We start from the raw sequence: 16,446 nt of genomic DNA on the forward strand, positions 1-16,446 counted from the left end.
AAATCAACGAATCATATTTCAAGAGATAAGAGCATGCGCCTTGTGCATACGGAAGCCCCCATGCGTTGCGTTTTCCTCATATTTTCCATGCGTTTTTCGCAACCTCGGCGCAGAGCCGCATGGGTATTGGTTTATGTCTTTCAGTTACTAAAAAATGAAGTTTTGATCTTTTGAGGTTCTAACCCGATTTGCCTAGCTTCTGGCCTACACGCCGGCCTTCGCCGGTTGCAGCCTGCCAAGGAGCCGTGCCATGAAAACAACACCCATACGCCATCTGCTGACTGCCGTGGGTCTGCTCACTGCCTTCACCCTGGCCGCCAATGCCGCCGAGGGGAACAAGCCACAAAGCATCCGCATCGCCGTGCCCGACCTGAGTGCTGGCAGCAAGCACAGCGCCGGTGGGGTGGTCGATGTGCTGCGCGACCAGCAGCTGCTGGAGAAGGAATTCGCCAAGGACGGCATTCGCATCGACTGGCACTTCTTCAAAGGCGCGGGGCCCGTAGTCAACGAGGCGTTGGCCAACGGACAAGCCGATTTCGCCTACCTCGGTGACCTGGCGGCCATCGTCGGCAAGGCCAATGGGTTGGACACGCGTGTACTTTCAGCCGGGGTGCGTGGGGTGAAGAGCTACCTTGGCGTGGTGCCTGGCTCCGGCATCAAGACCCTGCAAGACCTCAAGGGCAAGCGCGTGGCCGTGTTCCGCGGTACAGCCAACCAGCTGTCGTTCGCCAGCGCCCTGGCCAGCCAGGGGCTGTCCGAGCGCGACCTTAAGGTGATCAACCTCGACTTCAACGCTGCCAACGCGGCCCTGGCCGCCAAGCAGATCGACGCCACCTGGGGGCTTTCCAACTTGCTGTCGCTGCGTGAGCGCGGTCTGGTCGAACTGCCGGTAAATTCCCGCGACCTCGAAGGTGCCGGCAGTACCCAGGCGGTGTTGCTGGGCACCGGCGAGTTCATTCGCCAACACCCCGACCTGGTCCAGCGCCTGGTCAACGCCCAGCAGCGGGCGAGCGACTGGGTGCGCGACGAGCACAACCGCCAGGCCTTCATCGACCTGGTGGCAAGCAATGCCAACTGGCCGCGCAACATCCTCGACGACGATCTGGCCAAGGAAGACCTGGCCCACTACTTCGACCCACGGCTGGACGCCGATTTCATCGCCCAACTGCAGCAGGGCGTCGACCTGGCGGCCAAGGAGCGCTTGATCCGCCGTGGTTTCCAGGTAGCCGACTGGGTCGAGCCGCGCTTTCTCGATGCTGCCCTGAAGCAGGAACAGGCCACCCAGGCCGCCCGCTGAACCCTCCTCGACAACAACCGTAAGGACCACGACCATGAGCAATGCCGCCCAGGCCCGCGCGCCACAGATCCTCGAACTCGACATCCAGCCCGTTGCCGGCCGCATCGGCGCCGAGATCCGCGGTGTGAACCTGTCCGCCGACCTCGACAGCGCCACCATCGACGCGATCCAGGCGGCGCTGGTGACGCACAAGGTGATCTTCTTCCGTGGCCAGCATCACCTCGACGACCAGGGCCAGGAAGCCTTTGCCAAGCGCCTTGGCGAGCCGGTCGCGCACCCCACCGTGCCGGTGGTCGAAGGCACCAGCTACCTGTTGCAACTCGATGGCGCCGAAGGCCAGCGGGCCAATTCGTGGCATACCGACGTGACCTTCGTCGATGCCTACCCCAAGGCTTCGATCCTGCGCAGTGTGGTCGCACCGGCTTCGGGTGGCGACACGGTCTGGGCCAATACGGTCACGGCTTACCAGGAACTGCCCGAGCCGCTGCGCGAGCTTGCCGACAAGCTCTGGGCGGTGCACAGCAACGAATACGACTACGCGTCGCTCAAACCCGATGTCGACCCCGCCAAGCTGGAGCGCTACCGCAAGGTGTTCACCTCGACGGTGTACGAAACCGAGCACCCGGTGGTGCGGGTACACCCAATCAGTGGCGAGCGGGCGCTGCAGCTGGGGCATTTCGTGAAACGCATCAAGGGCTATTCGCTGGCCGATTCACAGCACCTGTTCGCGGTGCTCCAGGGCCATGTCACGCGCTTGGAAAATACCGTGCGCTGGCGCTGGCAGGCGGGAGACGTGGCGATCTGGGATAACCGCGCTACGCAGCACTACGCGGTGGACGACTACGGCACCCAGCCACGGCTGGTGCGTCGGGTGACACTGGCCGGTGAAGTGCCGGTGGGGGTGGATGGGCAACTGAGCCGGACTACCCGCAAAGGCTGATATTGCCGGGGCCGCTTTGCGGCCCTTTCGCCCGCTACACCTCGGCATCACAGGCAATCAACTGCCTGACCAGGCCCTGCGCCAACGGCGACAAGCCATAGCCCACCCGGCTCACCACCCCATAACGGGTGTAGAAAGCCTCTTCCTGCTCGACCGTCAGGTCGGCCAGCTCCAGCGCCACCAGGCCACGCTCGCCCTGATAAGGCCGCAGGTTGGCGTTGCAGGCGATGCCGATGGTGTCGGACTGCATCACCACGTTCAGCAGCGCGTAGCCATGCTCGCACTCCACCGTCGGCAGGAAGTCCTGGCGGCCACTGAGGTCGCTGATGATCTTGCGGATGTTCGGTGGCCGGAAGGTGGTCGCCAGGGGGTAGTCGAACAGCTCATGGGCCTGCACCTGCTTGCGCTCGGCCAGCGGGTGCCCGGCGCGGCAGCAGAAGTGCCAGCGCTGCGGTGCCAGCTTGTGCACGCGGTAGTCCGGATCGGACTCGAACTGACGTGTGTCGGCGACGAAGAACTCGATCTCCTCGGCCACCAGCTTGCGGTTCAGCGCCTGCCAGTTGTCCACCTGGAAGCAGGTGCGTGCGGCCGGGTATTCGGCGACGAAGCGCGCCACCGCCCGAGGCACCAGGCCGCCGGCGGGAGCCGGGCCCGAGCCGAAACGCACTACGCCGGTGGTAGCGCCATTGAACTGGTGGATTTCGTTCACCAGGTTGTGCGCCCCGTGCACCAGGCGCCGGGAATGCTCCAACACCAGTAACCCCTGGCGGGTCGGTGCCAGATCCTTGCTGGCGCGGTCGACCAGGCGGCAGCCGACGTTGTGCTCGAGCGTCTGGATGCTGCGGCTGAACGCCGATTGCGAGAGGTTCACCGCCGACGCGGCCGCGACGAAACTGCGGTGCTCGACGAGGGCGATGAAGTGACGAAGCTGGCGGAGGTCGATATGCATTTTCTACATGAAAACTTTCGGTCGAATGCAATTGATGGGAAACGCCTGCCCACTTATAAAGGCTGTTACTTATTCCACGAAATATGAAAAACAAATATTTATATATTTTAAAAGAATATAAGCCCATCTGATCGCGACTCGGTTCCGCCAACGGAAATGCTCGCCAGGGCCCATGCCTCAAGGAGCATTTGCATGTCCGGAGTTTCCCGTTGGCCAGCGCGCGCGTCGCGTCTTGCCTTGCACCCCCTGGCCGCCGGCGTGTTGCTGGCGGCTGCCAATGGCAGCTATGCCGAAGAGCCTGCCAGCGTCACCCCGACTGCAGAGCAGGAGGCCAAGCTCGGTACCGTCACGGTCAATGCCCGGCGTCGCGAGGAGACCGCGCAAAGCGTGCCCACGCCAATCAGCGTACTCGACAGCGAAACCCTGGAGACCCAGCGCATCTACCGCGTGCAGGATCTGCAACAGCTGGTACCCAGCACCAACGTCGCCTATGTGCATGCTCGCCAATCGAGCATCTCGATCCGTGGCCTGGGCAACAACCCGGCCAGCGACGGCCTGGAAGGCAGCGTCGGCATCTACCTGGACAATGTCTACCTCGGGCGCCCCGGCATGGCGGTGTTCGACCTGCTCGACGTCGAGCAACTGGAGGTGCTGCGCGGTCCGCAAGGCACGCTGTTCGGCAAGAACACCACGGCTGGCGTGCTCAACATCACCTCGCGCAAGCCGACCTTCCACCGCGAGGGCAGCCTCCAGCAATCGATCGGCGAGGACGGCTACCTGCAGACCCAGGGCAGCTTCTCCGGTCCGATCAGCGACACCCTGGCCGGGCGCATCAGCGCCTACCGCACCGAGGACGATGGCTACGTCAAGAACCTGTACAACGGCGACGACCTCAACGGCGGCAAGCGCCAGGGATTTCGTGCCCAGCTGCTGTTCCAGCCCAGCGACACCTTCAACCTGCGCTGGATCGGTGAGTACAACGAGGAAGACTCCAACAACGGCATCCTCAGCCTGTACAGCACCGGCCCGACCATCAATGGCGTCAATCGCTACGAAAGCCTGGCGGCCCAGGCCGGCGCCACGCTGGTGTCGGGCAAGGACCGCAAGGTCAATTTCGATTCCGACCAACAGGTGACGGTGTTCCAGGGTGGCACCTCGGTGGAGGCCAACTGGACCCTGCCCAACGACTTCACCCTCACCTCCATCACTGCCTATCGCTGGTGGGATTTCACCCCGCGCAACGACGACGGCCTGAACGTGCCGGTGTTCTACAACGCCGGCGTGTCGGTACGCGACAAACAGTACTCACAGGAAATCCGCCTGGCATCGCCGACCGGTGGGGCCTTCGATTACGTGCTCGGCGCGTACTACTTCAAGCAGGATCTGGATAACACCTCGTTCACCTACTACGGCCCACAGGCGGACATCTGGAACCAGACGCCTACAGGCGCCCTGAACAACGTCACTACCCTGGGTGATGGCCACATCGACACCGACAGCTACGCGCTGTTCGCCCAGGGCACCTGGCATGTCACCGATCGCCTGGACTTCACTGCCGGTATCCGTGGCACCTATGAAGAGAAGAATGCCTCGGTGACGCGCGATGCGCCGGTCGGCGGCGATACGGTGACCGGCGCGGCAGCCGCGGCACGCCAGGGGCGCGTCGGTGCCTACGATTCCGGCGACCTCAACCAGTACAGCTTCAGCCCTTCCGGCCTGCTAGGCCTGAGCTACCGCTTCAACGAACAATTGCTCGGCTACGCCACCCTGACCCATGGCGAGAAGTCCGGCGGCATCAACCTCACCGTCGGCGCCGCGCCGCGGCTGGGCACCGACTCGCTGCTGGTGGGTACCGAGCGGGTCAACAATGCCGAGGTCGGCCTCAAGAGCACCCTGTTCGACGATCGCCTGCAGCTCAACGCCAACCTGTTCTGGGCCGAGGTGCATGGTTACCAGGCCAACGTCTACGACCAGGTCAACCGCGTGCAGTACCTGGCCAACGCTGGCCGTGTGCGTTCACGTGGCCTGGAGTTCGAGGCCACGGCATTGCCGGTGCGCGGCCTGACGGTGAACTTCAACGGCTCGTGGAACGACGTGCGCTACACCGAGTACGACGACGCCCCATGCCCGCCGGAAGTGAGCCTGGCCAACGCCACTGCAACCTGCGATCTGTCCGGGCACCAGGTGGTCGGCGCCTCCAAGTACATCGCCAACCTCAATGCCCAATACAAATGGCAACTGGCCGAGCGCATCGAGCCCTACGTCACCGCCAGCTACGCGTTCCGCTCCAAGGCGGTGGGCACCATCGACGATTCCGACTACGGCCAGATCCCCAGCTATGCGCTGGTCAACCTGTCCGCCGGCGTGCGGCTGGATCAAGGCGACGGCCTGCTCGACCTGTCGCTATGGGTGAAGAACGCCGGCGACAAGACCTATTTCACCAGCCTGTGGAATTCCGCCAACGGCGGCTATGCCGGTGTGCTTGGCACCCCGCGCACCGTGGGCGCTACCGCCCGTTACGACTTCTGAGCACAAGGAGCTTTGCCATGAATGCCAAGACCCAATCCCCTGCACTGCCCGAAGGCGCCTGCCTGACCGCCAAGGTGCCTGACCGCGACGATGCGCTGCTCGGCGACGTGGTGGTCAATCCGTACCGCCTGGCCCCGCTGACAGCGATCATTCGCGACGGTGGGCGCAGCCTGAGCGGTGCCCACGTGCGCGTCCTGGGACGTGGCGAACGAGGTGTCGACATCGCCTACGAGGTGTCGGACCGTTCGCTGTGGACCTACGGCGGCATCCCGGTGTTCGGGCTGTATCCGGACCACGTCAACCAGGTCGAGGTCACCTACAAGCTCGATGGCGAGCGCATCCGCCAGCGCTACCAGATCTACGCGCCGGCCGTGCGCCTGCCGGTGGTCGCCAAGCAGACCGCAGCCTTGCCCGAAGTCGAACCGGTCAAGGTCGCACCGGGCTTCGAGAACCGCCTCTACCTGTTCAACCACCTGCTGGCCGAGATCCCCGGCGCCCGTGCCTTCAAATGGAACGGCCTGGGCGGCGCGGCCGAGTGGGACCAGGTCGGCAACAACTGGATCGCCGACAGCAATGGCGACGTGCGCTGGTACCTGGACATCGAGCAGATCCACGATTCCAACCGCCGCGACGGCATCGGCGGCACCATGGGCTTCCAGCAGACCCGCGATGGCAAGCTGATCTGGGGCCAGGGACAGACCTACTCGAAGTACGACCTGCTGGGCCGGCGCATCTGGCAGCGCAGCCTGCCGGACAAGTTCGCCGACTTTTCCCATGAAATCCGCGAGACGGCCAACGGCACGTACCTGCTGCGGGTCGGCACCAGCGACTACCGCCGCCCCGACGGCAAGCGCGTGCGTTCGGTGCGCGACCATATCATCGAGGTCGACGAGGCGGGCGACGTGCTCGACTTCTGGGACCTGAACCAGATCCTCGACCCCTACCGCGGCGATCTGCTGGGTACCCTGGGCAAGGCGGCGATCCAGTTGCCGGAGGGCGTGGTCAAGCAAGACGACCGGCTGGCCAACGAACTGGCCGAAGGCGAGCTGCCGTTCGGCGATATCCCCGGTGTCGGCACCGGGCGCAACTGGGCCCACGTCAATGCCATCGACTACGACGCCGATGACGACAGCATCATCGTTTCAGCACGCCACCAGGGTGTGGTGAAGATTGGTCGCGACAAGCGTGTGAAGTGGATCCTCGCCTCGCCACAGGGGTGGCCGCAGCACCTGCGCGACAAGGTGCTCACCCCGGTTGCCAGCGAGGGCTTCGACTGGTCGTGGACCCAGCACACCGCCTGGCTGACCGGCAAGGGCACGCTGACCGTGTTCGACAATGGCTGGGGGCGCGACTTCGCGCCGACCAAGCTCAGCGGCAACTACAGCCGGGCGGTGGAGTACAAGATCGACGAGGCCAAGGGCACGGTCGAGCAGGTGTGGGAATACGGCAAGGAACGCGGCGACGAATGGTACAGCCCGGTGACTTCGGTGGTGGCCTATCGACCGGACACCGATACCCAGTTCATCTATTCGGCTTCGGTGAATTTCCTCACGCCGGAGAAGCTCACCACCACGGTGCTCAACGAAGTGCGGCGGGGCAGCCAGGAGGTGCTGGTGGAACTCAAGGTGCACAGCCGCCAGCCGGGCAGCGTTGGCTACCGGGCCTTGGTGATCGACCTGGCCAAGGCGTTCTGATTCATACCTTTCGGGAGGGCCGTCGGTCCTCCCATCACATTTCCTTCAGCTCGATCGTCTAACCTGTAGCGGCCGCTTTCGCGGCCGTTGCTGCTCTGCAGATCATGAATTCTGCCCCTGGCCGTTCAACCATTCGTTCTTTTTTTCGAACAGCCTATTGTCCAACCCCCCAGCAGCCGCTTAGCATTCGTTTGAGATTTCAAACGCTTTTTCTACAATCAACAATTCGGGAAGCCGACATGCAGCTCAAAGACGCTCAGTTGTTCCGCCAGCAAGCCTTCATCAACGGTGAGTGGCTGGATGCGGACAGCGGCCAGACCATCAAGGTGACCAACCCGGCCACCGGTGAAGTCATCGGTACCGTGCCAAAGATGGGCACCGCGGAAACCCGCCGCGCCATCGAAGCCGCCGACAAGGCCCTGCCGGCCTGGCGTGCACTGACCGCCAAGGAGCGTTCGACCAAGCTGCGTCGCTGGTTCGAACTGATGATCGAGAACCAGGACGACCTCGCTCGCCTGATGACCACCGAGCAAGGCAAGCCACTGGCCGAAGCCAAGGGCGAAATCGCCTACGCCGCCTCGTTCATCGAGTGGTTCGCAGAAGAAGCCAAGCGCGTCTATGGCGACACCATCCCGGGTCACCAGCCAGACAAGCGCCTGATCGTCATCAAGCAGCCGATCGGCGTTACCGCGGCCATCACCCCGTGGAACTTCCCGGCCGCCATGATCACCCGTAAAGCCGGCCCGGCCCTGGCCGCTGGCTGCACCATGGTGCTCAAGCCTGCCTCGCAGACCCCGTACTCGGCCCTGGCCCTGGTAGAGCTGGCTACCCGCGCCGGCATCCCGGCTGGCGTCCTGAGCGTCGTCACCGGCAGCGCTGGCGAAGTCGGCGGCGAGCTGACCGGCAACTCCCTGGTTCGCAAACTGTCCTTCACCGGCTCGACCGAAATCGGTCGCCAGCTGATGGAAGAATGCGCCAAGGACATCAAGAAGGTTTCCCTGGAGCTGGGTGGCAACGCCCCGTTCATCGTGTTCGACGACGCCGACCTGGACAAGGCGGTCGAGGGCGCGATCATCTCCAAGTACCGTAACAACGGCCAGACCTGCGTCTGCGCCAACCGTATCTACGTGCAGGACGGCGTCTACGACGCGTTCGCCCAGAAGCTGGCTGCCGCGGTCGCCAAGCTGAAGATCGGCAACGGCCTGGAAGACGGCACCACCACTGGCCCGCTGATCGACGGCAAGGCTGTCGCCAAGGTTCAGGAACACATCGAAGACGCCGTTGGCAAAGGCGCCAAGGTGCTGGCCGGTGGCAAGATCATCGAAGGCAACTTCTTCGAGCCGACCATCCTGGTCGACGTACCGAAGACTGCTGCAGTCGCCAAGGAAGAGACCTTCGGCCCACTGGCGCCGCTGTTCCGCTTCAAGGACGAGGCTGAAGTCATCGCCATGTCCAACGACACCGAGTTCGGCCTGGCCTCGTACTTCTATGCCCGTGACATGAGCCGTGTGTTCCGTGTCGCCGAGGCCCTGGAGTACGGCATGGTCGGTATCAACACCGGCCTGATCTCCAACGAAGTCGCGCCGTTCGGCGGCATCAAGGCCTCGGGCCTTGGCCGTGAAGGCTCCAAGTACGGTATCGAGGACTACCTCGAAATCAAATACCTGTGCATCAGCGTCTGATCGCAGGGTAAAGGCTTTACCTCTGCCAGCGGGGCGCGAGAGCGACGTCTCGCTGGCCTTTTTTACATCGCAGTACCTGGTGGCCGGGCGCCCGAGACAGTCGATCAACGAATACTGATCAACGGCTCACCCAGCCACCCCCGAATAAAAGCGCCGCTCGAATCGGCGCGAATGAGGGCATTATGAGCAAGACCAACGAATCCTTGATGCAACGTCGTGTCGCCGCCGTCCCACGTGGCGTTGGCCAGATTCACCCGATCTTCGTCGACACCGCGAAGAACTCGACCGTGATCGACGTTGAAGGCCGCGAACTGATCGACTTCGCTGGCGGCATCGCTGTACTGAACACCGGCCACCTGCACCCGAAAGTGGTCGCGGCCGTGCAAGAGCAGCTGACCAAGGTCAGCCACACCTGCTTCCAGGTGCTGGCCTACGAGCCTTACGTCGAGCTGTGCGAGAAGATCAACAAGCTGGTCCCAGGCAACTTCGACAAGAAGACCCTGCTGGTCACCACCGGCTCCGAAGCCGTTGAAAACGCCGTGAAGATCGCCCGTGCCGCCACCGGCCGCGCCGGCGTGATCGCCTTTACCGGCGGCTACCACGGCCGTACCATGATGACCCTGGGCCTGACCGGCAAGGTCGTACCGTACTCCGCAGGCATGGGCCTGATGCCAGGCGGTATCTTCCGCGCCCAGTTCCCGAGCGAGCTGCACGGTGTCAGCGTCGACGACGCCATCGCCTCGGTCGAGCGCATCTTCAAGAACGACGCCGAGCCGCGTGACATCGCCGCGATCATCCTCGAGCCGGTACAAGGCGAAGGCGGCTTCCTGCCAGCGCCGAAAGAGCTGATGCAGCGCCTGCGCGCCCTGTGCGACCAGCACGGCATCCTGCTGATCGCCGACGAAGTACAGACTGGCGCTGGCCGTACCGGTACCTTCTTCGCCATGGAACAGATGGGCGTCGCGCCTGACCTGACCACCTTCGCCAAGTCCATCGCTGGCGGCTTCCCGCTGGCCGGTGTGTGCGGCAAGGCCGAGTACATGGACGCCATCGCGCCAGGCGGCCTGGGCGGCACCTACGCCGGTTCGCCGATCGCTTGCGCCGCGGCCCTGGCCGTGATCGAAGTGTTCGAAGAAGAGAAACTGCTGGACCGCAGCAAGGCCGTCGGCGAGCGCCTGACCACCGGCCTGCGTGAAATCCAGAAGAAGTACCCAATCATCGGCGACGTCCGTGGCCTGGGTTCGATGATCGCCGTGGAAGTCTTCGAAAAAGGCACCCACACCCCGAACGCCGCTGCCGTTGGCCAGGTCGTGGCCAAGGCGCGCGACAAGGGGCTGATCCTGCTGTCCTGCGGTACCTACGGCAACGTCCTGCGCATCCTGGTGCCGCTGACCGCCGAAGATGCCCTGCTGGACAAAGGCCTGGCCATCATCGAAGAGTGCTTCGCTGAACTCGCTTGATGTGACACGCTTCAGAGAAAACCCGCCTCGGCGGGTTTTTTTTGTGCCCACGAAACCGGCTTGACGCTATGGTTGTGGGAGGATTTGCCTTGGAAGCTGCGACGGATGTGCATGTCAGGATTACTCAGGAGTTGGCCATGAGCGCTGCAGACCCCATTCCCCCTTGCGTACTGATTGCCGAAGGCGATCCGTGGGTACGCGACATGCTGCGCGAAACCCTGCTCAGCGTGCGTTGCGATGCCCGCTTGCAGGTCTGTGCCGATGGCGCCCAGGCCTTGAGCGCGCTGGCGAGCAAGCCCGACCTGATCATCGCTGCCCGCGAGCTGCCGGGTGGCGACGGCCTGGACCTGCTGCGCCGGGTGCGTGCCAAGAGTGAGAAGCCGGGGCTGCCGTTCATTCTGCTGAGCAACCGGATCGATGCCGCCAGCGTCAGGGAAACCTTGCCGTTGCACCCCACCGAATATCTGGGCAAGCCCCTGGATCTGGACAAGCTGCGCCGTAGGCTGGAGGTGCTGCTGGTGGCCGAGGGCGAGCAAGTGGCCTGCCCGATACCGCCATTGCAGCCGGGTGCCTCGCTGCCCAAATACCTGGAACAGCGTCGCGCCACCGCCGATGGCGGGCCACTGTTCGCCGATGTGCAGGTGGCGATCAAGCGCGCCCTGAACCCCCAGGGCCTGAACCTGAACCTGCTCGAACAGGAAGTGCGCAACGATCCGCAGATCACCGGCGTGCTGATCGCGGCCGCCAACAGTGCCTCGCTGCATCGCGAGGCGCCAGTGCAGACCTTGATGCAGGCGCTGAACAAGCTGGGCAGTACCCAGAGCATGAACCTCATCCTCGGCCTTACGCTCAAGCGCAGCGCACGGCTGAGCGACCCGCTGCTGGCCGAGCCTGCCGCGCGCTACTGGAACCAGTCGCTGCACACCGCTGAATATGCCCGCAGCCTGGCCCGGCTGCTCGAGCTCGATGCCGAATGGTGCTACTGCGCCGGCCTGTTGCATTGCCTGGGCGACCTGGCAGTGCTGCGTTGCCTGCAGGAGTGGCGCCTGGCCGGCGGCGAGCTGGACGAAACGCAGGTGCAGCGCTCGCTGGGCGACTTTGGCGCGGCCTTCGGCTCGGCGCTGCGTACCCGCTGGCGCTTGCCATTGAGCCTGCGTGAGTTGATCGCGGCGATCTACCAGTTGGGCGGCGGGGTGTATTCGCGGGAGATCCTGGCCATGAACCTGGCGGGGCAACTGGCACGCTTGCCGGCCAATCAAGGCCTGGAAAAGCTTGCCGATGGCAAGACTGCGCGGCTGCTCAAGCTGGGGCTGCCGGAGTTGAGCCGTCTGCGCAAGGTGGAGTGATGACGACGCTGACCTTGTGGGGGCGGACTCTGTGGCAGCGGACCCTGTGGGAGCGGCCTTGTGTCGCGATTGGGGCGCGCAGCGGCCCCTGCAATGGATATGGCGCCTCTTGAATCCTGGGGCCGCTGCGCGCCCCAATCGCGACACAAGGCCGCTCCCACAGCAACCTTGCAGCGCAGGCGGGCTATGCCCTGACGATCTGGTTCTTGCCCTGGCGCTTGGCCCGGTACATCGCCGCATCGGCCCGGGCGAACAGGGTATCGAGGGTTTCGTCCTGCTCGGTCAGCCCGGTGAGCCCCTGGCTCACCGTCACCCCGTAGGTATGCTCGCCATGGCTGAAGCTCAGGCGTTGGATCTCGCGCTGCAGCCTCTGGGCGATCTGCTCGGCAACCTGCGCCGTGCAACCGGGGAACACCGCCGCGAACTCCTCGCCACCGACACGCCCGAACAGGTCGCCACGGCGTAGGGTGGCCTTGCCGCTGTCGGCGATGCGCTGCAACACCTGGTCGCCTTCCTGGTGGCCGAAACTGTCGTTGATGCGTTTGAAGTCGTCGATGTCCAGCAACAGGAAGGCCAGCGGGGTGCCGTTGTCGCGCGCCTCCTCGAAGGCCTGGCGGGCGCATTCGAAGAAGTGCCGGCGATTGCTGCTCTGGGTCAGTACGTCGGTGGTGGCCAGGCGCTGCAACTCGCCTTCGAGCTGCTTCTTCTCGGTGATGTCCTCGGCAATGCCGACGATGATGACCCGCTCGCCCTGCTGTTGGTTGATGTAGCACTTGTCGCTGAGCCAGCGCACCTGGCCGCTGGCGTTGAGGATCCGATACTCGCGGTCCTCCACGGCGCCTTTGTGCAGGACCTGGGCGAGGCTGCGCTCGGCGAATTCGAGGTCGTCGGGGTAGATGCTGTCGCGCCACTCGTTGTAGTCGGCCAGCACCAGGCTGACTGGCTTGCCGAAGATGCGCTCGTAGGCAGGGCTGACATACAGCACCTGGCGGGTTTCCCAGTCGAACGCCCAAAGCACCGCGTTGACGCTGTCCAGTAGCGCGCTGTAGAGCTGCTCGCGCTCGCTCAGGCGGGCGACTTCGCCCTCGGCATGGAGCAGGGCCAGGAGGGTCTGGGCGGCTTCGGGTGCGGGGTTGCCGGGAGAGGGGAAATCGGTGTCGTTGGCCATGTGCACGGAGCGAATCTCGACAGGGGAGCGTGCGGCCAGCATCCGGCCCGCCACGCGGGCAATATGCCGAATTCGAGTGAAAGAACAGCCGGGAAGTTCCGCGCGGCACACCCCGGCCAGGGGGCGTGCCGATCGGCGGCGGTCAGGCGCCGGTGGGGCGCAGGGAGTAGGTCTTGAGCTGGGCAGCGAAGTCGCGCAAGGCCTGGATACCGCTGGCTTCGGCCTCGTGTACCCAGTCTTTCATGGCCGCCAGCATGTCGTGGCCGTTGGCACTGGTGCGGGCCCAGATCTGCTGCAGCGCCAGGCGCTTCTCGTAGATGGTCTTCAGTGCCTGGCTGTGCGCGAGCATGCCTTCGATGCGCAGGTGGTGGCGGTCTTCCAGCAGGCTGGTTTCGCGGGACAGCAGGCGCTTGGCGCGGCGCAGGCGATGGCGTACCGAGGCATCCGCCTGGCCCAGCTCCTGGCTCACCAGTGGCGCGATCACCAGCTTGCGGTACTGGGCCATGATCTGGAAGCGGTTGTTGAGGATCGCCATGGCGGTGTCCATGTCCAGGCTGGCCTTGCCTTCGACGCGGTGGGCGATCGGCGCCACCCGCTGCACCTTGGCCAGGCGCAGCAGGCACAGCAGGCGGATCCACGCCCAACCCATGTCGAACTCCCAGCGCTTGACCGACAGCTTGGCCGAGTTGGGGTAGGTATGGTGGTTGTTGTGCAGTTCTTCGCCGCCGATGACGATGCCCCAGGGCACCAGGTTGGTGGCAGCGTCACGGCATTCGAAGTTGCGGTAGCCAATGGCGTGGCCCAGGCCGTTGACCACACCGGCGGCCCAGAACGGAATCCACATCATCTGGACCGCCCAGATGGTGATGCCGATGGTGCCGAACAGCGCCAGGTCGATGACCGCCATCAGGGCGATGCCCCCGAGCTTGTAGCGCGAGTAGACGTTGCGCTCGACCCAGTCGTCGGGGCAGTTCTTGCCATAGATGCGCAGGGTCTCGGGGTTGCGCGCCTCTTCGCGGTAAAGCTCGGCGCCCTTGCGCAGCACCGTGCTCAAGCCCTTGTGCACGGGGCTGTGCGGGTCGTCCGGGGTTTCGCATTTGGCGTGGTGCTTGCGGTGCACCGCGGTCCATTCACGGGTGTTCTGCGCCGTGGTCAGCCACAGCCAGAAACGGAAGAAATGCTTGAGCGCACCGTTGAGCTCCAGGGCGCGATGCGCCGAGTAGCGGTGCAGGTAGATGGTGACGCTGACGATGGTCACATGGGTCATCAGCAGGGTGACGGCGACCAGTTGCCAGGCCGACAAGTCGAGCAGGCCGTTGTACCACATAGGTGTCAAAACCCTCGGGAAAACAGGGAAAGGTCTGATTATCCCTGGGTGAGGAAATAAAACCAGTCAGCCGTTCAGATAGGAAGTCACGGCATGTTTCAGCCTTTATAATGCCCCGACCGTTCTCATGGGCTTTACTTTCCGACATGTCTGTTTCCGTTCGCGACGCCTTGCGCATGGCCGCGCTCTACGTGGTGCTCTCGATACTCTGGCTGGTGCTGGCCGAAATGGTATTGCGCAGCATGGCCGACGATCCGCTGGCGTTGACCGTGGGCCGGCAGATCAACGTGGTGGTCTGGGTGCTGGTCAGTGCCCTGCTGATTTTCGTGTCGCGGGCTCGGTTGCTCAATTTCATCGGCATCGGTGCGCGCCTGCGCAGCGAGGATCGCGAGCGCCTGCGCATGGCCGCAGCGGTGTTCGACAGCACCCTCGAAGGCGTACTGGTGACCGATCGCCAGGGCCTGATCGTGCACGTCAACCGGGCGTTCATGCGCATCACCGGCTACCAGCAGGACGAAGTGCTCGGCCAGCGGCCGAACAAGTTCAAGTCGGGACGCCACGGCGCCGATTTCTATCAGAAGATCTACGCCGCCCTGGCCCAGAAGGGCGAATGGAGCGGGGAGATCTGGAACCGCCGCAAGAGCGGCGAGATCTACCCGCAGTGGCAGACCATCTGCGCCATCCGTGACGATGCCGGCGAACTGAGCCACTACGTGGCGGTGTTCAGCGACATCAGTGCGATCAAGCATTCCGAGCGCGAGCTGGCCTACCTGGCCCACCACGACCCCTCACAGGATTGCCCAACCGCCTGCTGTTCAGCGACCGTGCCGAGCAGGCGTTGGCCGCAGCCCAGGCCAACAAGCGCGGCTGCGCCTTGCTGCTGCTCGACCTGGACCACTTCCAGAGCATCAACGACGGCCTCGGCCACACCATCGGCGACCAGTTGTTGCGACTGGTGGGCGAGCGTCTGCGTGAACTGCTCGGCACCGGCGTGACCCTGGCGCGCCTGGGCGGTGACGAGTTCGCAGTGCTGGCCGAAAACTGCCAGCAGGCCGGTGAGGCGGGCAAGCTGGCCCAGGCCATCATCGAGCGCATGCGCGAGCCGTTCGAGTTCGAGGGCCACCGCTTGTTCATCAGCGCCAGCGTCGGTATCAGCCTGTTCCCGGCCGATGCCTTGAGCGCCGAGCAGTTGCTGCGCAATGCCGATGCCGCGCTGTTCAAGGCCAAGGGCAACGGCCGGGCCTGCTATGCGCTGTACACCGAGGAACTGACCGCCCACGCCCAGCAGCGGGTGGAGACCGCTGGCGAGTTGCGCCGGGCCCTGGCCCAAGGGGAATTGCGGGTGTTCTTCCAGCCGGTGCATGACCTGCTGCAGGCGAACATGGTCGGGGTCGAGGCGCTGGTGCGCTGGCAGCATCCGCAGCGTGGGCTGGTGCCGCCGAGCGAGTTCATTCCGATAGCCGAGCGCACCGGGTTGATCGCCGATATCGACGCCTGGGTACTGCGCCAGGCATGCGCGCAGATGGTCGAGTGGCAGCGGCAGGGGCGTCGACTCGCGTTCGTCGCGGTGAACATTTCCAGCCGCTTGTTCGGTCAGCGTGAGCTCTATCAGCAGGTCGACGACGTGCTGCACGACACCGGTCTGGATCCTGCGCTGCTGGAGCTGGAGGTGACCGAAAGTGCGGTGATGGAGGAGCCGGAGGTGGCGTTGGAGCAACTGCACCGCTTGCGCGAGCTGGGCCTGAGCCTGGCGATCGATGACTTTGGCACGGGGTATTCGTCATTGTTGCGGCTCAAGCGTCTGCCGGTGCAGAAGCTGAAGATCGACCAGGGCTTCGTCGCCGGCCTGCCGCACGATGACGATGACATCGCCATCGTCCGGGTGATCATCGCCCTGGCCCGGAGCATGGGCATGCAGGTGCATGCCGAAGGGGTCGAGCAGGCCGAGCAGGCTAGGTTCCTGCTGGAGCAGCATTGCCAGCTGGGGCAGGGGTACTGGTTTGGGCGGCCGGTGCCGGCTGGGGAGTTGCGCTGGGGGTGAGGGCCTCATCGCC

Annotated in this window: 10 protein-coding genes and 1 pseudogene; 8 read left to right on the forward strand and 3 right to left on the reverse strand. The window is 64.3% G+C overall.

All coding sequences use genetic code 11. The features are described from left to right. Positions 1-250: 250 nt before the first annotated feature. Together E6B08_RS01325 and E6B08_RS01330 are read left to right on the forward strand one after the other, a co-directional pair. Positions 251-1,297: an ABC transporter substrate-binding protein gene (locus E6B08_RS01325; RefSeq protein WP_136912438.1), complete on the forward strand. Its 1,047-nt coding sequence runs from the start codon at positions 251-253 to the stop codon at positions 1,295-1,297. Positions 1,298-1,331: 34 nt separating this feature from the next. Further along, entirely contained in the window at positions 1,332-2,237 is a 906-nt protein-coding gene (locus E6B08_RS01330; RefSeq protein WP_136912439.1) for a TauD/TfdA dioxygenase family protein, read from the forward strand. A 34-nt stretch (positions 2,238-2,271) separates the two neighbouring features. Here the strand turns inward: E6B08_RS01330 and E6B08_RS01335 are convergent, their stop codons facing one another. Then, the gene (locus E6B08_RS01335) at positions 2,272-3,186 is read right to left on the reverse strand and encodes a LysR family transcriptional regulator (RefSeq protein WP_136912440.1); all 915 of its coding nucleotides are present in this window, start codon (positions 3,184-3,186) and stop codon (positions 2,272-2,274) included. Between the two features lie 192 nt (positions 3,187-3,378). Here E6B08_RS01335 and E6B08_RS01340 point away from each other — a divergent pair, with 192 nt between their 5' ends. The 5 genes from E6B08_RS01340 (at position 3,379) to E6B08_RS01360 (ending at position 11,897) form a co-directional block, all read left to right on the forward strand. Then, positions 3,379-5,715, forward strand: a complete 2,337-nt coding sequence (locus E6B08_RS01340) for a TonB-dependent receptor (protein WP_136912441.1) — start codon at positions 3,379-3,381, stop codon at positions 5,713-5,715. 17 nt (positions 5,716-5,732) lie between these two features. Next, positions 5,733-7,409 carry an aryl-sulfate sulfotransferase gene (locus E6B08_RS01345; RefSeq protein WP_136912442.1) on the forward strand — a complete coding sequence of 559 codons (1,677 nt, stop codon included), beginning with the start codon at positions 5,733-5,735 and terminating at the stop codon, positions 7,407-7,409. Between the two features lie 239 nt (positions 7,410-7,648). Continuing rightward, positions 7,649-9,091 carry an NADP-dependent succinate-semialdehyde dehydrogenase gene (gene gabD / locus E6B08_RS01350; RefSeq protein WP_136912443.1) on the forward strand — a complete coding sequence of 481 codons (1,443 nt, stop codon included), beginning with the start codon at positions 7,649-7,651 and terminating at the stop codon, positions 9,089-9,091. A gap of 182 nt (positions 9,092-9,273) precedes the next feature. Then, a complete protein-coding gene (gene gabT, locus E6B08_RS01355) occupies positions 9,274-10,551 on the forward strand; it encodes a 4-aminobutyrate--2-oxoglutarate transaminase (RefSeq protein ID WP_136912444.1) in 1,278 nt (425 codons plus the stop codon). A gap of 137 nt (positions 10,552-10,688) precedes the next feature. Then, positions 10,689-11,897: a response regulator gene (locus tag E6B08_RS01360; RefSeq protein WP_136912445.1), complete on the forward strand. Its 1,209-nt coding sequence runs from the start codon at positions 10,689-10,691 to the stop codon at positions 11,895-11,897. A 184-nt stretch (positions 11,898-12,081) separates the two neighbouring features. Here E6B08_RS01360 and E6B08_RS01365 read toward each other — a convergent pair whose 3' ends face one another. Both E6B08_RS01365 and desA read right to left on the reverse strand, forming a co-directional pair. After that, on the reverse strand, positions 12,082-13,107 hold the full coding sequence (locus E6B08_RS01365; protein WP_136912446.1) for a sensor domain-containing diguanylate cyclase: 1,026 nt from the start codon (positions 13,105-13,107) through the stop codon (positions 12,082-12,084). A 100-nt stretch (positions 13,108-13,207) separates the two neighbouring features. Further along, positions 13,208-14,392 (reverse strand): delta-9 fatty acid desaturase DesA, encoded by a 1,185-nt coding sequence (gene desA / locus E6B08_RS01370; RefSeq protein WP_136912447.1) that lies wholly within the window; start codon positions 14,390-14,392, stop codon positions 13,208-13,210. Between the two features lie 146 nt (positions 14,393-14,538). Between desA and dibA the strand changes: the two are divergent. Beyond that, positions 14,539-16,433 (forward strand): annotated as a pseudogene (gene dibA / locus E6B08_RS01375) (phosphodiesterase DibA). Positions 16,434-16,446 lie beyond the last annotated feature (13 nt).

This window comes from Pseudomonas putida (genome assembly GCF_005080685.1).
GTDB classification, from domain to species: Bacteria; Pseudomonadota; Gammaproteobacteria; order Pseudomonadales; family Pseudomonadaceae; genus Aquipseudomonas; species Aquipseudomonas putida_V.

Bases quoted from the DNA above. Each gene is read 5' to 3' on its own strand.
- E6B08_RS01325 (WP_136912438.1), top strand. From the start codon at position 251: ATGAAAACAACACCCATACGCCATCTGCTGACTGCCGTGGGTCTGCTC.
- E6B08_RS01330 (WP_136912439.1), top strand. From the start codon at position 1,332: ATGAGCAATGCCGCCCAGGCCCGCGCGCCACAGATCCTCGAACTCGAC.
- E6B08_RS01335 (WP_136912440.1), bottom strand. From the start codon at position 3,186: ATGCATATCGACCTCCGCCAGCTTCGTCACTTCATCGCCCTCGTCGAG.
- E6B08_RS01340 (WP_136912441.1), top strand. From the start codon at position 3,379: ATGTCCGGAGTTTCCCGTTGGCCAGCGCGCGCGTCGCGTCTTGCCTTG.
- E6B08_RS01345 (WP_136912442.1), top strand. From the start codon at position 5,733: ATGAATGCCAAGACCCAATCCCCTGCACTGCCCGAAGGCGCCTGCCTG.
- gabD (WP_136912443.1), top strand. From the start codon at position 7,649: ATGCAGCTCAAAGACGCTCAGTTGTTCCGCCAGCAAGCCTTCATCAAC.
- gabT (WP_136912444.1), top strand. From the start codon at position 9,274: ATGAGCAAGACCAACGAATCCTTGATGCAACGTCGTGTCGCCGCCGTC.
- E6B08_RS01360 (WP_136912445.1), top strand. From the start codon at position 10,689: ATGAGCGCTGCAGACCCCATTCCCCCTTGCGTACTGATTGCCGAAGGC.
- E6B08_RS01365 (WP_136912446.1), bottom strand. From the start codon at position 13,107: ATGCTGGCCGCACGCTCCCCTGTCGAGATTCGCTCCGTGCACATGGCC.
- desA (WP_136912447.1), bottom strand. From the start codon at position 14,392: ATGTGGTACAACGGCCTGCTCGACTTGTCGGCCTGGCAACTGGTCGCC.